17 protein-coding genes, 1 tRNA gene and 1 riboswitch are annotated in these 18,211 nt (G+C 62.4%); of the genes, 8 read left to right on the top strand and 10 right to left on the bottom strand.

Annotation, left to right across the window (positions count from 1 at the left end; translation table 11 throughout):
• Positions 1-12: 12 nt before the first annotated feature.
• From M0639_RS04815 to M0639_RS04795, 5 genes are all read right to left on the bottom strand, one after another.
• Entirely contained in the window at positions 13-966 is a 954-nt protein-coding gene (locus tag M0639_RS04815) for a GNAT family N-acetyltransferase (RefSeq protein ID WP_231914998.1), read from the bottom strand.
• 2 nt (positions 967-968) lie between these two features.
• Positions 969-2,063, bottom strand: a complete 1,095-nt coding sequence (locus M0639_RS04810; protein WP_003945833.1) for a M20 family metallopeptidase — start codon at positions 2,061-2,063, stop codon at positions 969-971.
• Positions 2,064-2,206: 143 nt separating this feature from the next.
• Positions 2,207-3,064, bottom strand: coding sequence for a tryptophan 2,3-dioxygenase (locus M0639_RS04805; protein WP_003945883.1), 858 nt, complete (start codon positions 3,062-3,064; stop codon positions 2,207-2,209).
• A gap of 14 nt (positions 3,065-3,078) precedes the next feature.
• Positions 3,079-4,359, bottom strand: a complete 1,281-nt coding sequence (locus M0639_RS04800; protein ID WP_037132270.1) for an MFS transporter — start codon at positions 4,357-4,359, stop codon at positions 3,079-3,081.
• Between the two features lie 208 nt (positions 4,360-4,567).
• Positions 4,568-5,413: a M55 family metallopeptidase gene (locus M0639_RS04795; RefSeq protein WP_007734371.1), complete on the bottom strand. Its 846-nt coding sequence runs from the start codon at positions 5,411-5,413 to the stop codon at positions 4,568-4,570.
• 203 nt (positions 5,414-5,616) lie between these two features.
• Here M0639_RS04795 and M0639_RS04790 point away from each other — a divergent pair, with 203 nt between their 5' ends.
• On the top strand, positions 5,617-7,092 hold the full coding sequence (locus M0639_RS04790; protein WP_064074152.1) for an amidohydrolase family protein: 1,476 nt from the start codon (positions 5,617-5,619) through the stop codon (positions 7,090-7,092).
• A 47-nt stretch (positions 7,093-7,139) separates the two neighbouring features.
• Positions 7,140-8,450: an alanine racemase gene (locus M0639_RS04785; RefSeq protein WP_064074153.1), complete on the top strand. Its 1,311-nt coding sequence runs from the start codon at positions 7,140-7,142 to the stop codon at positions 8,448-8,450.
• A 25-nt stretch (positions 8,451-8,475) separates the two neighbouring features.
• On the opposite strand, the gene M0639_RS04780 is transcribed toward M0639_RS04785, so the two are convergent.
• The gene (locus M0639_RS04780) at positions 8,476-9,927 is read right to left on the bottom strand and encodes a sensor histidine kinase (RefSeq protein WP_003945873.1); all 1,452 of its coding nucleotides are present in this window, start codon (positions 9,925-9,927) and stop codon (positions 8,476-8,478) included.
• Entirely contained in the window at positions 9,924-10,640 is a 717-nt protein-coding gene (locus M0639_RS04775) for a response regulator transcription factor (RefSeq protein ID WP_007734368.1), read from the bottom strand. The genes M0639_RS04780 and M0639_RS04775 overlap by 4 nt, the downstream gene beginning before the upstream one ends.
• Before the next feature lie 49 nt (positions 10,641-10,689).
• On the opposite strand from M0639_RS04775, the gene M0639_RS04770 reads away from it, so the two are divergent.
• The 5 genes from M0639_RS04770 (at position 10,690) to M0639_RS04750 (ending at position 14,767) form a co-directional block, all read left to right on the top strand.
• Positions 10,690-10,932 carry a hypothetical protein gene (locus tag M0639_RS04770; protein WP_230691619.1) on the top strand — a complete coding sequence of 81 codons (243 nt, stop codon included), beginning with the start codon at positions 10,690-10,692 and terminating at the stop codon, positions 10,930-10,932.
• Positions 10,916-12,190: a hypothetical protein gene (locus M0639_RS04765; RefSeq protein WP_231914997.1), complete on the top strand. Its 1,275-nt coding sequence runs from the start codon at positions 10,916-10,918 to the stop codon at positions 12,188-12,190. The genes M0639_RS04770 and M0639_RS04765 overlap by 17 nt, the downstream gene beginning before the upstream one ends.
• Positions 12,191-12,233: 43 nt before the next feature.
• Positions 12,234-12,299: riboswitch (guanidine-III (ykkC-III) riboswitch) on the top strand.
• 14 nt (positions 12,300-12,313) lie between these two features.
• Complete coding sequence (locus M0639_RS04760) at positions 12,314-12,628, top strand: DMT family transporter (RefSeq protein WP_007734365.1); 315 nt, start codon at positions 12,314-12,316, stop codon at positions 12,626-12,628.
• Positions 12,629-12,675: 47 nt separating this feature from the next.
• Positions 12,676-13,491: a hypothetical protein gene (locus M0639_RS04755; RefSeq protein ID WP_003945831.1), complete on the top strand. Its 816-nt coding sequence runs from the start codon at positions 12,676-12,678 to the stop codon at positions 13,489-13,491.
• A gap of 478 nt (positions 13,492-13,969) precedes the next feature.
• Entirely contained in the window at positions 13,970-14,767 is a 798-nt protein-coding gene (locus M0639_RS04750; RefSeq protein WP_003945473.1) for a GAF and ANTAR domain-containing protein, read from the top strand.
• Positions 14,768-14,837: 70 nt separating this feature from the next.
• On the opposite strand, the gene M0639_RS04745 is transcribed toward M0639_RS04750, so the two are convergent.
• Positions 14,838-14,909: transfer RNA gene (locus tag M0639_RS04745), tRNA-Thr, on the bottom strand.
• Positions 14,910-15,031: 122 nt separating this feature from the next.
• Between M0639_RS04745 and M0639_RS04740 the strand changes: the two genes are divergently transcribed.
• A complete protein-coding gene (locus tag M0639_RS04740) occupies positions 15,032-16,459 on the top strand; it encodes a threonine/serine exporter family protein (protein WP_007734361.1) in 1,428 nt (475 codons plus the stop codon).
• A gap of 91 nt (positions 16,460-16,550) precedes the next feature.
• Here M0639_RS04740 and M0639_RS04735 read toward each other — a convergent pair whose 3' ends face one another.
• A complete protein-coding gene (locus M0639_RS04735) occupies positions 16,551-16,799 on the bottom strand; it encodes an MbtH family protein (protein ID WP_003945538.1) in 249 nt (82 codons plus the stop codon).
• Entirely contained in the window at positions 16,796-18,142 is a 1,347-nt protein-coding gene (locus M0639_RS04730) for a lysine N(6)-hydroxylase/L-ornithine N(5)-oxygenase family protein (protein WP_007734359.1), read from the bottom strand. Before M0639_RS04730 ends, M0639_RS04735 begins: the two co-directional genes overlap by 4 nt.
• Positions 18,143-18,211 lie beyond the last annotated feature (69 nt).

Genomic DNA, 18,211 nt, shown 5'->3' with positions numbered 1-18,211 from the left:
GCCCGGCGTAATTCAACTCCGTCGATTTTCCGATGTAACCTCCGCTGTTGTCCTGCCTGCCTGTGTTCCCGGCGCACGGTCCAGCACGTACTTTCCGGTTCTGGTAACTGCGAGAACCACTCCGTTCTCGGCGAGCACACCACCGAGAGTCTCGCGGACTGCCAGGCGCCAGTCGTTCGCCGCCGCCGGGTCCGACTTACGCAGTGTGTACACGTCATTCGGTGTAGCCACCGTGACGAATCGATTCTTGGTCGACTTCAACACGGGCAGGCCGGCTTCGGAGATCGACAACAGTTCGCTCGCCCCCAAGGACTCGGGAGTCGGGACTTCTCCCGAACCGGCGACGACGTCGGCAACCTTGCTACTACCGATTTCCCAGTCGATCAGCAATCGGTCGCTGTCTGCGCCGCCGTTGAGACTGTCGTTCATCGGCGCGTAGAAACGCGGCAGATACTGGATCGGGAACGCACCGAGTTTCGAGACGTTGAAGTAGGCATTGCGTGCGACGAGCGGGTCGAAAGTCCACCGCACGTGGAGAATTCCCCGTTCCAGTGCCCACGCTCGCTGGAACAGTTTCAACGCGAGGCCGATGTGCCCGTTCTGCACGTTCGGGAGGATCCCCGTGATGTGTGAATGCAAAGAACGATGTTGCGGTTCCTCGAAGAATGCAACCGAGCCGCCGATCAAGTCTCCACCACGAAACGCGCCGGCGACGTAGTTACCGGAGTGTGCGAGCGCTTTCATCATGTCCCGATGGACGGGAGGGTTACCGCTCTCCGGCTGCCATACCTTCTCGAACAGACCGAATACCTGTTCCAACTCGGCATGCCCGGTGACGGTTTCGATAGTCACACATGCAAGCAGGGCGGCCTGCTCGGCCTGGCTGATTGCTTGCCGCATCCGTGAAGGCGATACACCTCCGAATGGTTGAACGGTCTTGCGTTGGACATTGTTCGGCGACGTCATCGTCACAGTCCTCCCTCCAGGATTCGAGTCACCAGACCGGCCAACAAGGTGGCGCGCGGGATCATCTGATCTATCTCTACGTGTTCTGTCGCTGCGTGGGCGCCACCGCCGACGGCACCGAGGCCGTCCAACGTGGGAGTTCCTACTGCGGCAGTGAAATTTCCGTCCGATGCACCGCCGACGGCGCAGTCGCGCAGCATCCCCAAACCGCTCTCACTGCTGACCTGGTGAGCGAGAAAGTACAGCTTCTCCGAAGACACTGATTCCAGTGGTCCACGGTTGGGGCCTCCGGACACCGAAATTCGACTTTCGGCCAGCGCCGGTGTCAGTGCACGGATCGAACGGTCGATGCGTTCCTGTTCCTTCGCCGACCACATGCGAACGTCACACCACAGTTGCGCTTGCGCTGCAACAGTATTGGTGGTCGTGCCGCCACTGATCACGGACGGAACCACCGACGTTCCCGCCGCCGGGTCCGCGAGCTCCACCACGGCCTGAATCTGGTGTGCGAGCTCCACTACAGCGTTCACACCTCGTTCCGGTTCCAGTCCGGCGTGTGCAGCGCGTCCCTCGATGTCGACGCAGTACAGCGACATACCCTTGCGCGCGGTCTTCACTGCGCCGTCGGCTGCGGCTTCGAGGACCAGCACCGCGTCGACCTGACGTGCTTGCTCCTCGATCAGTGCGCGCGAGGTCGGGGAGCCGATTTCCTCGTCGGAATTGAGGAGCACGACCACCCCGTCGAGCGACGGAAGCGATGCGAGCGCGTGGAAGAGCTGGACGATGCCGGCCTTCATGTCGAAGACTCCGGGTCCGGTGGCGATGTTGTCGGTGACAGACCAGGGCAACTCCGCGAGCGTTCCGAGCGGCCAGACGGTGTCGAAATGGCCCAGGAGCATCACCTTCGGCTCCGCGCCGAACGACCAACGCAAGTGCTGGCGCCCGTCTATGCGGATACGTTCGGGGGTGCTTCCGAGGTGGCGTTCGCCGATTTCGGCCACCACGTCCGCACATGCATCGACTGCGCCGAGATCGGAACTGGGCGACTCGGCGGTTACCAACGCCGCCAGGTCTGCCACCATTGATTTCTTGTCCACTCCGACGCTCTCCTGTCACCGACTTGCAACTTCGCAGTCAAGCTTGGTCGAAGCGACCCTGTCGGATCTTGTCCAAGACTCCTGTCCTTCGGGCTCGGATTCGTCGTGTGTCACGAACAGCTGGGTGTCATCAAGCAGGTGTGTCAGGTACCGATCTCTGTTCGGGCGGCAAACAGCTCGGGAAAGAAGCTCAACTCCAGCGCACGTTGCAGGAAGCCGGCACCACCACTCGAACCGCCGGTCCCCTTCTTCATGCCGATCACCCGCAGCACGGTCCGAAGGTGCCGGAACCGCCACAGCTGAAAGCTCTCCTCGAGGTCGACCAACTCCTCGAACGCCTCGTACGCCGTCCAGTGCTGTTCGACGTTCTCGTAGATTGCTTTGACCAGCGGAATCAGTTCGTCGTTTCGCACGTAGGGCGCGCTGACGTCTCGTTCGAGAGCCGACGCCGGAACGTCGTACCCCTGCCTGGACAGGTACCGCCAGAACTCGTCGTACAGTGTCGGCTCCCCGAGCAGGGTCTCCAACAATCGATGGGCGGACGGATCCGATTCGAACACCTTCAGCATGCCCGCGTTCTTGTTTCCGAGCACGAATTCCACGGCGCGGTACTGGTACGACTGGAACCCCGATGAGTTGCCGAGAACGCCCCTGAACTCCGCATACTCCGCCGGCGTCAGTGTCGCCAACACCGACCACTGCTCGGTCAAGGTGGCCTGAATGTGTTTGACACGTGCGATCCGCTTGAACGCAACCCGAATGTCGTCGGCAGCGATCGCTGCTCTGGCCGCCCGAATCTCGTGGAGAAACAGCTTGAGCCACAACTCGCTGGTCTGGTGCTGAATGATGAACAAGAGTTCGTCGTGGTGTTCCGGCTCGCTCACCGGGTGCTGCGAATCCAGGAGGGTATCGAGTCCGAGGTAGGCCCCGTAACTCATCTTCCCGGAAAAATCGGTGACGACGTCGTCTTCGATCTTTCGTGTGCCGTCCGTTGCCGACATCTTCGGTCTCCTTGTCAGAATTTCGCCGGGGTCTGAGGAACGATCATGGCCACCAATGCGGCAGCGCTCGTCGCTCCGACCAGGACTCCGAATGCAGCCATGTACGAGAACTGGTCCACCATCCATCCCATCACGAGCGGGGTGATGAAACCGGCGAACTGACCACAACCGTTGATCAAACCCATTCCGGAACCGAGGAATTCGGCCGGAAGTGCCCGCAACGGCATCGCGAAGATCGACATCGAACACAGACCGCTGATGCCTAGAGCCAACGTCTCGTAGAACGTGAACATCGCGACGGTGTCAGCGGTGGTCATCAGGAACAACAGGACTGCCGACGTGGCCATACACGGAACCAGAAGGATCCTGGCCCGGTCGTGGAAGTACTTGTCCACCAACCGCCCGCCCACAATCGTGGCCAGCGCCGTGACGATGAAGGGGATTGCGGCAAAGATTCCCGTGTCGATCAGCGAGAGTCCCTTGTCGTTGAGCAGATAACTCGGCACCCAGGTCATCAGCCCGTACGCGGACATGTTGGCCAGGCAGAACAGAATCGCGAACTTCCACACCGACGCGGACTTGAACACGGCGGCGCGAGAGTGCTCGCTCGCCAGAGGTTGCAAGGCTGCCTCGGGATCTTCCGAGATTTCCGTGTCCAACGGTGCGGGCAGCACCAACCACACCACCGTGCCGATCACTGCGCCGACGATCGCCACCAGCCAGAACGCGTCACGCCACCCCACGGCCATGAGGACCGGCGCGATGATCAGCGGTGCGATGCCGGGGCCGAGGTTGTTGGCGCCGAGCATGAAACCCATCGCGGTCGCCCTGGTTTTCGGACGCGTCCGCTCAGCCAAAGCCTTGAACGACGCCGCTGGAAAGAGCCCCTGGCTGATGCCGAACATCGCACGCATGACCATCAGCGAGACGAGACCCCACGCGAACCCTGTCAACGCTGTGAACACCGACCACAGGATCAAAGCAACGATCAACAGGGGCCTGGGTCCGAAGCGGTCGGCCAACATTCCGCCGGGGACCTGCCCGAGCATGTAGAAGATCGCGAATACCGAGACCACGCCACCCAACTGCGTACTGCTGAGCGAGAATTCGTCGCCGATCATCGGAAGCGCAAGCCCGATCATGACGCGATCCACCATGTCGATCAACCAGATGGTACTGAGCAGCCCCACCGTAACGGTGGTCGTACGACGAATCGACCTGTTGTCCATCATATTTCGAACCGGACCGTCGCTCGCCCGCGACGGTCCTTCCACTGTGACGCGTTCCGCCTTCATCAAGCCTCCCGAATTGTCTTGTGCCGCATGGACTGGAACATTGAAAAGACTGATGAAGTGTGACAGCGAACACGTCTACCGCATTGGTCCGTTTCACCAATAGCCGAAGCAACGTTTGGTCGGTCGGAACATGTTCTGCCCCAAGAGATGACAAATGCCGCCGGCGCACACGGCGTCGGCGGCATTTCGCGATGGAGTCGCTACTTCACTACGTGCGATTGGCGACTGCCACGATCGTCGAGACGCCTGCGGCTGCAAGCCGGGCATTGACAGTGATCAGACCGAGAATGTCGTCGACGCTGCCGAGTGTGTGCGAAATCGTACGATCCGAAATCCGTCGCGAGCCGGGAACAGCCTCGGCGAGTTCAGCTCCTGTGGTGGTGGGGTGAACGATCTCGAGGGTCCATTCGTCACGCAGCTCGACCGGCTTCAGTGTGTCGGCCTTACGCACTGCGCGCTCGGCTCCTGCTCGGATCTGCTCGCACGCCAGCGACGGCGGCAGCGAATTGGTTGCCGACCATCCATGTGCCTTCTTGACCTCGACGGTCTCGGTTGTCGGCGAGGCCGCGTCGACCAAGCCGCAGATGATGTCGTCACCCGTCACCAGGCCGACGGGAACGCCCTGGGTGGCAGCGTAGAGGGTGTTGACGTCGGTCTCCGAGACGGACTTGCCGTCGAGGCGGACGTCGGCGAACAAGCTCGAGAACGTGTGCGCCAGGACGCCGGGCCCACCGGCTGGTGCGTGATAGCCGACAAACAGAGCGACGTCGTGATCGGACGTCAGTCCCTCCGCCATGCACTGCATCTTCGGTGTTCCGAAGATCAGACGCGCCCGTGGATCCAGGTCGGCGTGAAGCAGATTGTCCATCGTTCCGTGGCTGTCGTTGACCAGGACGCTCGTCGCACCGGCGTCGAACGCACCGGCGATCGCGGCATTGGTCTCGGCGGTCATGAGCATCTGCGCACGGTGGTAGCCGCCACCGCCGCGGATCGTCTGATCGAGCGTCGCGATACCCGCGATACCCTCCATGTCCACCGAAATATAGACGTGCATTCCTGTCCTCCATCGATCTCAATCGGCTGAATTGATAACTTCGCTTTCACCTTCACACTCGAGCGCATCCGTTTCTTGTCCGCTCGAACGGTGAGTCGGCCTCCATTTGGGACGTTCACACCAGAATCCGATACCCGAGCCGTGAAACCATCGGGACATTCGCCGGGCCAGGCGGTTCGACCAACGACAGGAGTGCAGCGCTGATGCAGGTCCACGACATCGTGTTCACCGGCGGCCGTGTCGTCGATCCCGCATCGGGGACCGACGAGGTTCGGGGCATCGCGATCACCGACGGCAAGGTCTCGGCGTGGGGTCGCGACGCGATCGAAGCCCGGCAGACGATCGACGTGACCGGTCAGGTCATCTGCCCCGGATTCATCGACCTGCACAGCCACGGACAGGAAATCGCCGAGCAGCGACTTCAGGCATTGGACGGAGTCACGACGGCCCTCGAACTGGAAGCCGGCGTCATTCCTGTTGCAAAGGCATATGCCCGGGCCGGCGCCGAGGGCCGCCCGATCAACTACGGCTACGCGACGTCGTGGGCGCACGCCCGAATGATCGAACTCTCAGGGGCCGATCCCGACGGCGACATCAGAACGCTCCTGCACCATCTCGGTTCCCCGAGCTGGCAGGGCGAGCCCACCGCCTCTCAGCGCGCCCACATTCTCGAAATCCTCGAAAACGATCTGGCCGCAGGCGCTCTCGGCATCGGCGTGGTGGTCGGGTACGCGCCGAAATCCGATCCGGTGGAGTACCTACAGGTGGCGGATCTCGCGGCGCGAGCCGGTGTTCCCACCTATACCCATGCGCGCCCTCTCATCTCGGCCGATCCGTCGAGCCCGGTGGATGGTGCCGTCGAAATCGCCCGTGCAGCAGCCGAAACCGGCGCACACATGCACTACTGCCACGTCAACAGCACCTCGGGAATGCACGTCGACCACGCGCTGTCGGTGGTGGCGCAGGTTCAGGCAGCCGGATCGCGCGTCACGACGGAGGCGTATCCGTACGGTTCCGGGTCGACGGCCGTCGGAGCTGCGTTTCTCGATCCCGACAAGCTGCACCTGATGAATCTGACACCACGGTCGCTGACATTCGTACCCACCGGTGAACGTATCGCGGACCGCAAGCAGCTGGAACATCTTCGGGCCACCGACCCCGGTGGGTTGGTGCTGGTGGAGTTCCTCGACGAGAACGACACCGTGCAGCGCGAATTCCTCGAACGGGCGATGACTTTCGATCGCGCCGCCATCGCGAGCGACGCGATGCCACTGACCTGGCCCGGCCGTTCGCCTGCCGACTCATTGCAGTGGCCACTGCCGAAGAAGGCACTCGGCCACCCCCGCGGCGCCGGCACCTACGCACGTGCGATTCGTACGCTGTACCGCGAGCGTCGGCTGCTGTCGCTGTCGGAGATAATCGCGCGCTGCTCGTTGATCCCTGCGCAGATTCTGGAGGAGTCGGTTCCCTCGATGGCGACGAAAGGTCGGATCAGCCCCGGTAGCGACGCGGACATCCTCGTTTTCGACCCCGAGCGAATCACCGACAACGCCACGTACATCGACGGCACCCGCCCCTCCACCGGTATCAGCCGCGTGCTGGTCGGCGGAGTACCCGTCGTCGAAGACGGTGTCGTGGTCCAGGACGCGTTGCCTGGTCGCCCGGTACGCCGCTCGTAGCCGGATCTCATTCTGACCTGCATAGTTCTGACAGAAAGTCACCACACATGAACACATCGTCTGCAATCAACGGCACAATCGATGCCATGACGGATTTCGCGAACCCCCCGATCGGTTGGCAGCACAAGGCCTTCGGCACCGACCTCGAAGGTCGCGACGGTTCCGACCTCGAGCCGCTGGGGATCTCGGCACTCGACGGCAACCTCCTGCTACCCGTGATGACACTCAACCGTGCAGCGATCGCGCACAATGTCGACCTCATGGCGCAGTTCTGCTCCGACCACGATGTGGATCTGGCGCCTCACGCGAAGACCACGATGAGCCCCGAACTGGTTCGACGGCAACTCGACGCCGGGGCTTGGGCGATGACAGCCGCAACCGTTGCGCAGGCACGCATTCTGCGTGAGTTCGGTGTGGACACCATCATCATCGCCAGCCAGGTTCTCGATCCCGCCGGTATTCGGTGGATCTGCGACGCCCAGGCCACCGACCCCGATTTCTTCGTCACCACCCTCGTGGACTCGGTCGAGAGCGTCCGCCTGATGGAACAGTTGATCGCGAAAGTCTCACCGGCCAGCCGTATCCGGGTTCTCGTCGAACTCGGCTACGACAGCGGACGCGCGGGCGCTCGCACTGTCGAGCAAGCACTCGACGTCGCACGCGCAGCATCGCAGGCACCTTCGCTGATTCTCACCGGAGTCGAGGGGTTCGAGGGCATGATGCCCGGAGCCTCGGTAGCAGCCCGCCGTATCTCCGTCGATTCGTATCTCAAATCCGCGCGGGTTTTCACGGAAATCTGTATTGCCGAGAACCTGTTCGAGAACAACTCCGCGAAGGCTCCCAGGCCACTGGTCACTTTCGGCGGCAGTGCGTTTCACGATCTGGTTGTACGCGAGCTGGCCGGCCGGTGGGCACTCGACAACGGTGTACGCATCGTGCTGCGCAGCGGTTGCTATATCACCCATGATCACGGTCTCTATGCCGAAACTTCGCCGTGGGCTGACGGTCCGCGAACTCTGCAGGGAGCCGCAGAGGTCTGGGGTGTAGTGCTCTCCATACCTGAACCCGGACGGGTGATCCTGGGCTTCGGCCGCCGCGATGTCGGTTCCGACGCAGGCTTTCCCATAGTCCTGTGGCGCCGACGCGACGGATCCAACCGATCAGCGCGAGAGCTGACGATCACCGCACTCAACGACCAGCACGCGTACGTCGACGTTCCGGCTGACTTCGACGTGAAGGTCGGCGATCTGCTCGGTTGCGGAATCTCGCATCCCTGCACCACATTCGACAAGTGGTCACTGATTCCCGAGGTCGATTCGGATTACCGCGTCGTCGGCACGGTGCACACCTACTTCTGAGGGGACCGGTTGCGGCAATCCGGCGTCAGTCGTCCTTCGGGTCACGCGGCAATTCGACGCGGAACGTCGTCCCCTGCCCGAGGGAGGTCTCGACGCTGACGGTTCCGTCGTGCGCTGCAACCAAAGCCGAAACGATGGACAGGCCGAGACCGGCGCCCCCGGTCTCACGGGTGCGAGAGGTGTCGGCGCGGTAGAAACGCTCGAAGATCCGCGCGGCATCCTCGTCACTCAAACCCTGACCGGTATCCGAAACCTCGACCACCGCGGAGTTCTCGGTCGTACCGACACGAACGGTGACCTGCGCATCCGGCGGAGTGTGTTTGATCGCGTTGCCCACCAGATTGGCAACTACCTGACGCAGCCTGGCCTCGTCACCATGCACTTCGGGCAGGCCTGGGCCGCCGGTCATCTGAAGTTCGACAGTTCGATCCGGTGCGATCGCTCGTGCCGCCTGTACCGAATCCGCCGCAACTGCAAGCAGATCCACAGGCTTGTTCTCGAGTGGACGCTGTTCGTCGAGTCGTGCCAGCATGAGCAGATCTTCGACCAGAAGTCCCATCCTCGACGCCTCGCCCTCGATCCGGTTCATCAGCGTTTCCGTATCAGTCATGGCGCCTTGGCGATACAACTCGGCGAACCCACGAATAGTCGTCAAGGGTGTGCGCAACTCGTGGCTCGCGTCGCCGACAAACCTACGCATCTTCTCCTCGGAACGCCGGGCCGATTCCTCCGAAGCCTCGGTCGCGGCAAATGCGTGCTGAATCTGCGCGAGCATTCCGTTGAGCGCCACGGACAGTCGACCGACCTCGGTGCGGTCATCGCGCTCCGGAACACGTCGATGAAGGTCGCCGGCGGCAATGGCAGCGGCAGTTTCCTCCACCTCGACAAGCGGACGGAGGCTCCGACGAACCACGAAATACGCTGCGCCGCCGAGGATCAGCAGGACAACCAGGCCGATGCCGAGTTGCAGGCCGACCAAGTCGTCGACGGTCTGCTCGTTATCCGTCAGTCGCACACCGATAGTCGTGGTCGTGCCGTCGCGGACCGTCGTGAGAACCCGCCAGTTCACGTCCGAACCGTCGCTCGATCCGACGGTGATCGGGCCGTTGGTGGAATCTTTCGACAGGTCGGGTTCGGTCGTCGTCGACTTGTCGTTCAGGATGATCACCCGTCCGTCCGGTGTCACGGTCCGAACGAAGAAGGGGCTGGGTGGGCGGGTGCCCGGGCCGACGTCACTGGGCGGCTGCAGATCTCTGCTGTGCGGCTTTGCCCAACCGTCGACCGCTTCGTACAGCGTTTTGTCGGTTCGCTGGGTCAGTGAGTTCTCGAGAGCAGAAGTGACCGCTACACCCGACGCCAACAGACCCAGCGCGGCCAACACCAGCAAGGCCGCAACCAGGGTGAAGCGCAGCGGCAGTGAATGGAGACGGAAACGACCCCGCTTCGGAAGCTGATCGTTTTCCGCGGCGGCGATCATTGCCGCGGTTCACGCATCACGTAGCCGACCCCACGCAATGTGTGAATCAGCGGTGTCTCCCCCGTGTCCACCTTGCGCCGCAGGTAGGAAACGTAGGACTCGACAACTCCGACCTCCCCACCGAAGTCGTAATTCCAGACGTGGTCGAGAATCCGCGGTTTGCTGAGAACCGTCCCGGCGTTGACCATGAAGTATCGGAGCAGTGTGAACTCGGTGGGCGAGAGTGCAACCAACTCGCCCTTCTTCCAGACCTCGCGGGTGTCGTCGTCGAGTTCGATGTCGGCGAACTTCACCCGCGGCGACTGCTCCGGCGCGACACCGCGACCGGCGCGGCGCAGGATGACCCGCAACCGCGTCACGACTTCTTCGAGGCTGAACGGCTTGGTCACGTAGTCGTCCGCGCCGAGGGTCAGGCCGCTGATCTTGTCGTCGAGCGAATCCTTCGCCGTCAGAAACAGGACCGGCGCGTCCACACCGTCGGCGCGCAGGCGTCGAAGCAGACCGAAGCCGTCCATCCCGGGCATCATGACGTCGAGAACGATCGCGTCGGGACGGAATGTCCGTGCGACGTCCAGGCCTTGGGCGCCGCTCGAAGCAGTTGCCACCTCGAAACCCTGGAATCGGAGGCTCACGGAGAGCAACTCCACGATGGTGGGTTCGTCGTCGACAACGAGGATGCGGGCTTCGGGGGTCTTGTCGGTCACGAGAACCATCTTCTCCCCTGCCACTGGATTCCCGCTGTATGTTCCCTGGGAGCTTCCTGTGAACGGCTGGGTGCAGGTGCAAAGCTGGGCGCATGCCCACGAACCGGAAAGATGCGGCATGTCACTATCTCCACTGTGGAACGTGGAATGCTTAACCTGGCGTATTCCTCTGTTCACCAACAACTCCGATCTCGGCGAGGATCCCGGCTTCGCGCCACCGGAGATGGATCCGCACGGCGACGTGACGGTCAGGGGCATCGGAGAGTTATGCGAAAATGCGACGAATGATGCAGCAACGTAGCCGGGATCAATGGGTGCGGTTTTACGGCCCCGTGGCGTCTGCGCTGGTCGGCGGTGCGGTGGCTGCGTATGCGGTGGCCGAGTCCCGAGTTGACGACTTCTCCTTCTCCGACGCCGGCGTTATCTCGGTGGTGATCACGCCGCAGTGGGCGGGAGCAACTGCCGCGGTGGTTGCGGCCGTCGGCGTAGCGCTACTGCATCGCTGGGGACGTGGCGGTCTCGCGAGTGTCTTCGCTGTAGTCGGCGCCCTCGCCATCGCGCTACCTGCATTCGTCCCCGTCTCCGCCCAGATTTCGGTGACTCTGAACGCAGTCGGAGCAGGCGCTTTCCTCGCGGCAGCGGCATTTCCGACGAAGGGTCACCGCGGAGCACAAACCGCTCTCGGACTCGGCGTAACCACGACGACCCTGTACTTCGGCGCAGCGGACTTGTGGCGCGATCGCGTCCCCAGGTGGTCGCTCACACTTCCGGGCGATTCCTACCCCGTGCCGTCCACGGTTCCCGTCTGGATTCTGCTCGCCGCAACTCTTCTCGTGGGTGGAGTCGCCGCACTCGCACGACCGAATCAGGAGCCGGGCGACATCGACGCACGCCTGGTGAAGCTGGGAGTTGTTCTGCCCCTGGTATTCACGGCCCTCTATGTGTGGTTGGGCTCGACGACATCACCTGGGTCATGGGTGATCGCGGTGCTATTGGCGGTTGCCGTTACCGTCGCACTGGCTTGGCGGTTGCCGCCACACGACGGTCGTTTCGTACTCGTCGGACTGGCAGTCAGTGCGGTTTCGGTCAGCTCGATTTCCTTTCCATCCGACTGGACCTGGGCGATGCCCGCGGGAGCTGCTGCCCTGGCGTTGGGCGTCGTCGTCGGCTGGAGAAGACCGATGCCGCAACTCGGGCTGGGACTCCTTGCCGTGACTGCACTCTCGGGATTGCTGGATGCCGCCCCGACCACGGTTGCCTACGTCCTCGTCCTCCCGCTTGCGCTGGGACTGGCCGTCACGTCATGCATGCCTGTTGCCGTCGAAGCAGTCTCGAGCGGGGCGATGCTGCCCGTCGCTTTCACGTTGTTCTCGGTTTCACCGACCTTATTGGACCCGGGCTCGCGGGAATTCGGGTGGTCTACCGGTCCGCTCGTCGAACACGGACCGGCCGCCGTGAACACGCCGATTCCTCTGGCTGTTCTCGCTGCGACGGCGACGATCGTGGTGGCCGTGACGAGCATCCATCTGAAGCGGGTTCGACCGGCGGTGGTGACCTAAATCGCCAGCTGATCGGGTCGGAACGCAGAATTCTGTTGCTATGGTTGGGTGGTCAACGACGACATCCGGACGAGCGCACCGTACCCGGCCAGCGAAAAGACGGTGCCTTGGGAGTTGTTCACCATGGCATGGATCGTGCTCGTCATTTCCGGACTTTTCGAAGCTGTCTGGGCTACCGCACTCGGTAAGTCCGACGGATTCAGCAAGATGTCGCCCACCATCGTCTTCGTCCTCGGCCTGATCGTCAGTATGGCCGGCCTCGCGTATGCAATGCGTACCCTTCCCATCGGGACTTCCTACGCGATCTGGGTCGGCATCGGCGCCGCCCTGACTGTGGGATATGCGATGATCACCGGCGCGGAGTCCACGTCGATCGTCAAGATACTGCTGATCCTGGGCATCGTCGGCTGTGTCGTCGGTCTGAAGGTCCTTCACTGACCGGCGATCCTGGTGAGTGTTTGTGTGTTACCGGTTACAGTTAACGCATGAAACTGCTGGAGATGCTCACGCTTCCCCTACGCGCGGGCATTGCAGCCGCAGAGATCAGTTTGGGAATCGCCGAGCTGACGGTCACGACAGTTCGTATCGCCGTCGGCAATACCGGCGCCGTGACGGCGGGTGCTGCCGGCTTGGCAAGCCCCCGCGGACCCATGCAGATGATCCAGCAGTTGTCATCGCTCACCGCTGACGATCGGCCCATCGGGCAGGCCTTGGCCCCCGGTGGGCCACTCGATCGACTTCTCTCTCCCGGCGGCCCGGTCGACAAACTGACTGCACCCGACGGCACTCTCGAACGACTACTCGCTCCCGGCGGACCACTCGAAAGACTTCTTGCCCCCGGCGGACCGCTGGATAGGGTGCTCGCCGAGAACGGCGCATTGGAACGCTTGCTCGCGCCGGACGGTCTCCTCGACCGAATGATGGCGGAGGACGGTCCGCTTGAACGCCTGACAGCGCAAGACGGTGCCGTCGAACGCCTGACTGCCAAGGACGGTGTCATCGATCGCGCACTGGCCGAGAACGGCATCCTCGAAACACTCCTGGCAGAGAACGGCGCCTTCGAACGGCTCATCGCCGAAGGCGGCCCGCTTGACCAGATCGTTGCACTGTCCGACACCTTGACTTCCCTCGCCCCCAACCTCGAGCGGATGAGCGCGAGCATCGAGGTCCTTCAGGAAACCGTCGGAATCCTCAGCGCTGCAGTCGGTCCACTCGGAGAACTTGCCGGCAAACTTCCCAATCGGTGGCTCAAGAGCAAGAGCGACCGCCCAGGACCGGACCTTCCGATCGAATCGGCATAACAAACGGTTACTCGCCGATTACGCGGTCAGTTGTTGATCACGATGTTGAGGTTGATGATGATTCCGCCGAAAGTCAGGATCGTGTTGGCCAAGCCAACGGTCATTCCACTGTTCAGAGCCGCGATCAGTCCGTTCATCGTCGTATCCCCTTCACTGTCTACGGGTTACGCGTACAAGATTGTGCGCTGGCGCTGACAATAGGCCAAGTTCGTGACCTGCGCGCCATTGCGGAGAAAACTTGTACCCCGGTCGCAGTTTCCACGTTAACTGTTGCAGGACAACATAATTCCAAGATCGGCGCACTACCCGCTAACGGCCGAATCAAACATCACGATTGGGCATACGCAGACCACTTCACATAACCGTCCGCCCCATCAGACACTTGTCCACCGAAACAGAGTGCACAACAGTTAGTCCGGTGCAACAATGAGACGAATCGGACATGCCTGCGACGTGATGGGGAAGGGTGGTTGAGACAATGACGGCGCCGCGCATCGCCAGAGGACACCGCGGCCCCACCGGGGGCCGAAATTCCGCGTCGCAGGACAGCCTGGACGCCGCCTCGGACGCCCTGCAATCGCTGTACGCGCACCTCGATCCACATGCCCAGGCCGAGCAATTTCTCGAACAAGTCTGCAGGCATGCCGTCGATCTCATCGCCGACGCCGACATGGCCGGAATTACCATCGGCGGTTCGGACACGACATTCCGAACCGTCGCCGCCACCCACCAACTTGTTCGCACCGTCGACTCGATCCAATTCCGACTGGACTACGGACCGAGTGTGACGTCGTCACGCACGGGAACCGTTGTCCGCGCACATGCCAGCGAAGCCCACAGCCGGTGGCCTCAATTCGCAAGCGCGGCAAAGGCAGTCGGCGCCGTCAGCTTCTTGTCCATGCCACTGCCTGGCCGGGAACGCCCGCTCGGAACCCTCAATCTCTACAGCCACGACCTCCGAGGTTTCACCGGCGCCGACGTGGCATTGCTCCAACTGTTCGCCGTGACCTCGGCCTACGCGCTGCACAGCTCGCAGCGCCTCGACATCGCCAGAAAGCACGCAATGGACCTCGAGCGAGCACTCGAATCGCGAGGCGTCATCGAACAGGCCAAGGGCATCATCATGGGCACCCACCACGTCGACGCCGACCGAGCCTTCCGCATTCTCATCCAGGACTCGCAGCGCAGCAACGTCAAACTGCGAGTGATCGCCCAGCAGTACATCGACGGCGCGATCGACCCGCGCCAGGCTACGAACAAGCCCGAGACCAACTGAACCGGGCGCCTATCGGCACCTCAGCAAATACAGAGGCACCCACCACATTGGTGAGTGCCTCCTCTTTCGGAGCCTCCTGTCGGGATTGAACCGACGACCTTTCGCTTACAAGGCGAGTGCTCTACCACTGAGCTAAGGAGGCGAAGACCGACGCGTTGCCGCGACTGACTTTGCGGAGCCATCATATCCAAGCCGTCACGGTGGCCGCGCGCGGGTCACGTTAGATAGCGTGGGCCCCATGCGCAACTCCCACTCCGCCCCCTGATGGCGAAATTCACCGAAGTACTCACACGCCTGACGGGAAACCGGCAAGCCACCGTCGACACGGTCACGTCGGCTCCCGCACCGCTTCAACCGATCGACCTGACAGACGACGCCGTCGTCGCAGAGGTCCTGGACCTCGCGGTTCGGGTGGGCGAAGTCCTCCTCGCATCCGGAACCGCGGCCATGGACACCGCTGAGCAGGTGCAGTTCATCGCCGCCACGTACGGCCTTGCCCAGTGTGACGTCGACGTCACTTACAACTCGATTGTGCTCTCTGCCTATCGCGGCCCGACGCGACCGCCGGCGAGCACGATGCGCATCGTCCACTACCGCTCGATGGACTTCACGCGGCTGGCGGCCGTCGACCGTCTGACACGTCGTATCCGCCGTGAGGCGATCACACCGGACCAAGCGCACGACGCGCTCACAGCCATCACGACGGCGCCGCACCCGTACAACCGATGGACCGCGACCATGGCCTGGGCGGCGATGGCGGCTTCGGTCTCCGTCCTGCTCGGCGGCGGGTTCCTCGTTGCCACAGTCGCGTTTCTGACGACAATGGTCATCGATCGAGTCAACCGCGTACTGAACCGGTTCGGATTACCGTTCTTCTTCCAGCAGGTTGTCGGTGGTCTCATCGCGGCTGCGCCCGCCGCCACGCTCTATACATTTCAGGACCAGCTGGGGATCAGTATCCGGCCGTCGTTGGTCATCGCGGCCGGAGTGGTCGTTCTACTGTCCGGGCTGTCGTTGGTGGGCTCGGTCCAGGACGCGATCATGGGTGCACCCATTACAGCTGTCGCGCGATTCTTCGAAGTGGTGATGATGACGGGCGGCATCATCGCGGGCGTCGCAATCTCGTTGAGAATGACCGGGATGTTGGGTTCGACGCTTCCACCGATCAATGTGGAAGTCTCCACCATCACGCAGTTGCCGATCCTCATGCTCTCCGGCGCGTGTGCGTCGGTGTTCTACGCGCTCGCCTGCTACGCCGAGAGGCGTGCACTCACCGCGGCGTTCCTGGGCGGTGCGGCAGGCAGTGGTGTGTCGATCTTCGTGCAGACACTCGACGTCGGTCCCGTGATCGCCGCCGCAATCGCCGCAACCGTGGTCGGTCTTGCCGGTGGTCTGATGGCTCGCCGCGCACTGACGCCTCCGCTGGTTGTCGCGGTCGCAGGCATCACTCCGCTGCTCCCCGGTCTGTCGCTGTACCGAGGCCTGTACGCGCTGCTCAACGACCAGGTACTGATCGGATTGACTGCCTTGCTGTCGGCCTTCGGCATCGGCTGCGCCCTGGCCGCGGGCGTCACGCTCGGCGAATGGGGAGCGCGCACGCTGCGTCGTCCACGGATTCTGATGCGCGTGGACTCGCTACGTCGCCCGATGGTCCGCAAGCGCAGGCGTCGAGTTCCCGTCACCGAGAAGTAGGCGTCGTTCAAGCAGAAAGAGCTGGGCACCCGACGGTGCCCAGCTCTTTTCTGTTCACTCGGGGTCTCGGGGGTTCCGAGCGGTGAGAGAATCAGCTCTCGACTGCGTGCTTTCCACCGGCAGCCTGATCGGCTTCCATGGCCTCACGCAGGCTCTTCGGACGCATGTCGGTCCAGTTGGCCTCGACGTATTCGAGGCACGCCTTGCGGCTGTCTTCACCGAACACCACTCGCCAGCCGGCGGGGACCTCGGAAAACGTGGGCCACAGCGAGTGCTGGTCCTCGTCGTTCACCAGCACGTAGAAGCGGCCGTCTTCGTCATCGAAAGGGTTAGTGCTCATCTCGCCTCACTCGTTACGTACGTGTCTTGTGCGCCCAGACTAGCAAGCGCACCAGTTCGGTTCTGGTGGCTCAGCACCGACGCGAGAATCTCCCCCGCCCGCACTGCCACGTTCGACAGCAGCGACGACGTCAATCCGTGAGTCTGTTCTGTCCCACCCTGCAGATAGATACCGCCTGTCACGTCCTCCGTTACAGCCAGTCGATAATCCCGACTGACGTTACGCGGAACGGACGAATCCGGCACGAGTTCACCCAACAAATCGTCCAGAGGTGCCGGGGTGAAACCCGTGGCCAGAATGAGTGCGTCGCACGCCAGCGTGTCGGTCAAGCCGTCGAGATTGCTACGGACAGCCAGTTCGATACCGGATTCGGTCTCCACGGCACTCGTGATCTCCGAGGCCCGACGCATGAACAGTCGCCGCGGCCCACGAACCATCTCCTGATACTCGGTGGCATACAGCTTGTTGATCAGTTCGATGTCGACGACCGAGTAATTGGTACTGCGGTGCAAATCGAGAAGTCGGCGTCGTTCCGCGGCGTCTGCACCGTGCAGCTGATCGACGGCTTCGGGATCGAAGATGCGGTTCGCGTACGGGCTGTCGTCTGCCGGGCTGTAGCCGTAGCGGGCAAAAACACTGTGAACTTCGGCGTTCGGGTAGTTCGCGTGCAGGTAGTCCACGATCTCCGCGGCACTCTGGCCGGCGCCGAGAACGACGAACCGGTTGTGTACGGGCTCCGGCATTGCTTCGAGATGGAAGAGGAACTGGTGATTGTGGAAGCACCGCGACGAAGGCGTCGCCCACTCCGGGATCCGCTCTTTCAGTCCGGCTCCGACAACGATGTTGCGCGCGATCACCGTTTCACCGTCGGCGGTGCGAACCGCAAAGCGATCGACAACGCCGTCGGAGTTCTTGATGCCCTCGACCCCGTCGACGGTTGTACCGAACTGCACGTCCGCGTCGACTCGTCGAGCTGCCCAGCACAGGTAGTCGTTGAATTCGTGGCGTGTGGGGAAGAAGGTCTGGTGGTTGACGAAGTCGACCAGTCGACCCTGCTCGAACAGATACGAGAAGAAGCTGTATCCGCTCTGTGGATTCCGGAACGTCACCAGGTCCTTCGGAAACGCGATCTGCATGGTGGCACCGTCGAGCAGCATCCCGGGATGCCACGCGAACTGAGACTGCTTTTCGAAGAACCGCGCGTTCACCCGATCAACGGCCGCACAATTTGCATTGTGTTCTTCGACAGCAATGGCCAACGCGAGGTTGGCCGGACCGAACCCGACGCCGACGATGTCGACAATGGCAGGTTCGGCGCTGGAGTCTCTTGGTGATTCACTCATTACAGGTAGTCCATCCCCGACGGAACGACCTGGTACGGCCGCCAATCGATGTCCCGAAGTAAGTAGCAA

The sequence above is a fragment of the Rhodococcus qingshengii JCM 15477 genome (assembly GCF_023221595.1).
Taxonomy (GTDB): domain Bacteria; phylum Actinomycetota; class Actinomycetes; order Mycobacteriales; family Mycobacteriaceae; genus Rhodococcus_F; species Rhodococcus_F qingshengii.
The sequence above is the reverse complement of the archived record's forward strand: the minus strand, read 5'-3'. Positions and strand labels throughout refer to the sequence as shown.

Bases quoted from the DNA above. Each gene is read 5' to 3' on its own strand.
- M0639_RS04815 (WP_231914998.1), bottom strand. From the start codon at position 966: ATGACGTCGCCGAACAATGTCCAACGCAAGACCGTTCAACCATTCGGA.
- M0639_RS04805 (WP_003945883.1), bottom strand. From the start codon at position 3,064: ATGTCGGCAACGGACGGCACACGAAAGATCGAAGACGACGTCGTCACC.
- M0639_RS04800 (WP_037132270.1), bottom strand. From the start codon at position 4,359: ATGAAGGCGGAACGCGTCACAGTGGAAGGACCGTCGCGGGCGAGCGAC.
- M0639_RS04795 (WP_007734371.1), bottom strand. From the start codon at position 5,413: ATGCACGTCTATATTTCGGTGGACATGGAGGGTATCGCGGGTATCGCG.
- M0639_RS04790 (WP_064074152.1), top strand. From the start codon at position 5,617: ATGCAGGTCCACGACATCGTGTTCACCGGCGGCCGTGTCGTCGATCCC.
- M0639_RS04785 (WP_064074153.1), top strand. From the start codon at position 7,140: ATGAACACATCGTCTGCAATCAACGGCACAATCGATGCCATGACGGAT.
- M0639_RS04780 (WP_003945873.1), bottom strand. From the start codon at position 9,927: ATGATCGCCGCCGCGGAAAACGATCAGCTTCCGAAGCGGGGTCGTTTC.
- M0639_RS04775 (WP_007734368.1), bottom strand. From the start codon at position 10,640: ATGGTTCTCGTGACCGACAAGACCCCCGAAGCCCGCATCCTCGTTGTC.
- M0639_RS04765 (WP_231914997.1), top strand. From the start codon at position 10,916: ATGATGCAGCAACGTAGCCGGGATCAATGGGTGCGGTTTTACGGCCCC.
- M0639_RS04760 (WP_007734365.1), top strand. From the start codon at position 12,314: ATGGCATGGATCGTGCTCGTCATTTCCGGACTTTTCGAAGCTGTCTGG.
- M0639_RS04755 (WP_003945831.1), top strand. From the start codon at position 12,676: ATGAAACTGCTGGAGATGCTCACGCTTCCCCTACGCGCGGGCATTGCA.
- M0639_RS04750 (WP_003945473.1), top strand. From the start codon at position 13,970: ATGACGGCGCCGCGCATCGCCAGAGGACACCGCGGCCCCACCGGGGGC.
- M0639_RS04740 (WP_007734361.1), top strand. From the start codon at position 15,032: ATGGCGAAATTCACCGAAGTACTCACACGCCTGACGGGAAACCGGCAA.
- M0639_RS04735 (WP_003945538.1), bottom strand. From the start codon at position 16,799: ATGAGCACTAACCCTTTCGATGACGAAGACGGCCGCTTCTACGTGCTG.
- M0639_RS04730 (WP_007734359.1), bottom strand. From the start codon at position 18,142: ATGAGTGAATCACCAAGAGACTCCAGCGCCGAACCTGCCATTGTCGAC.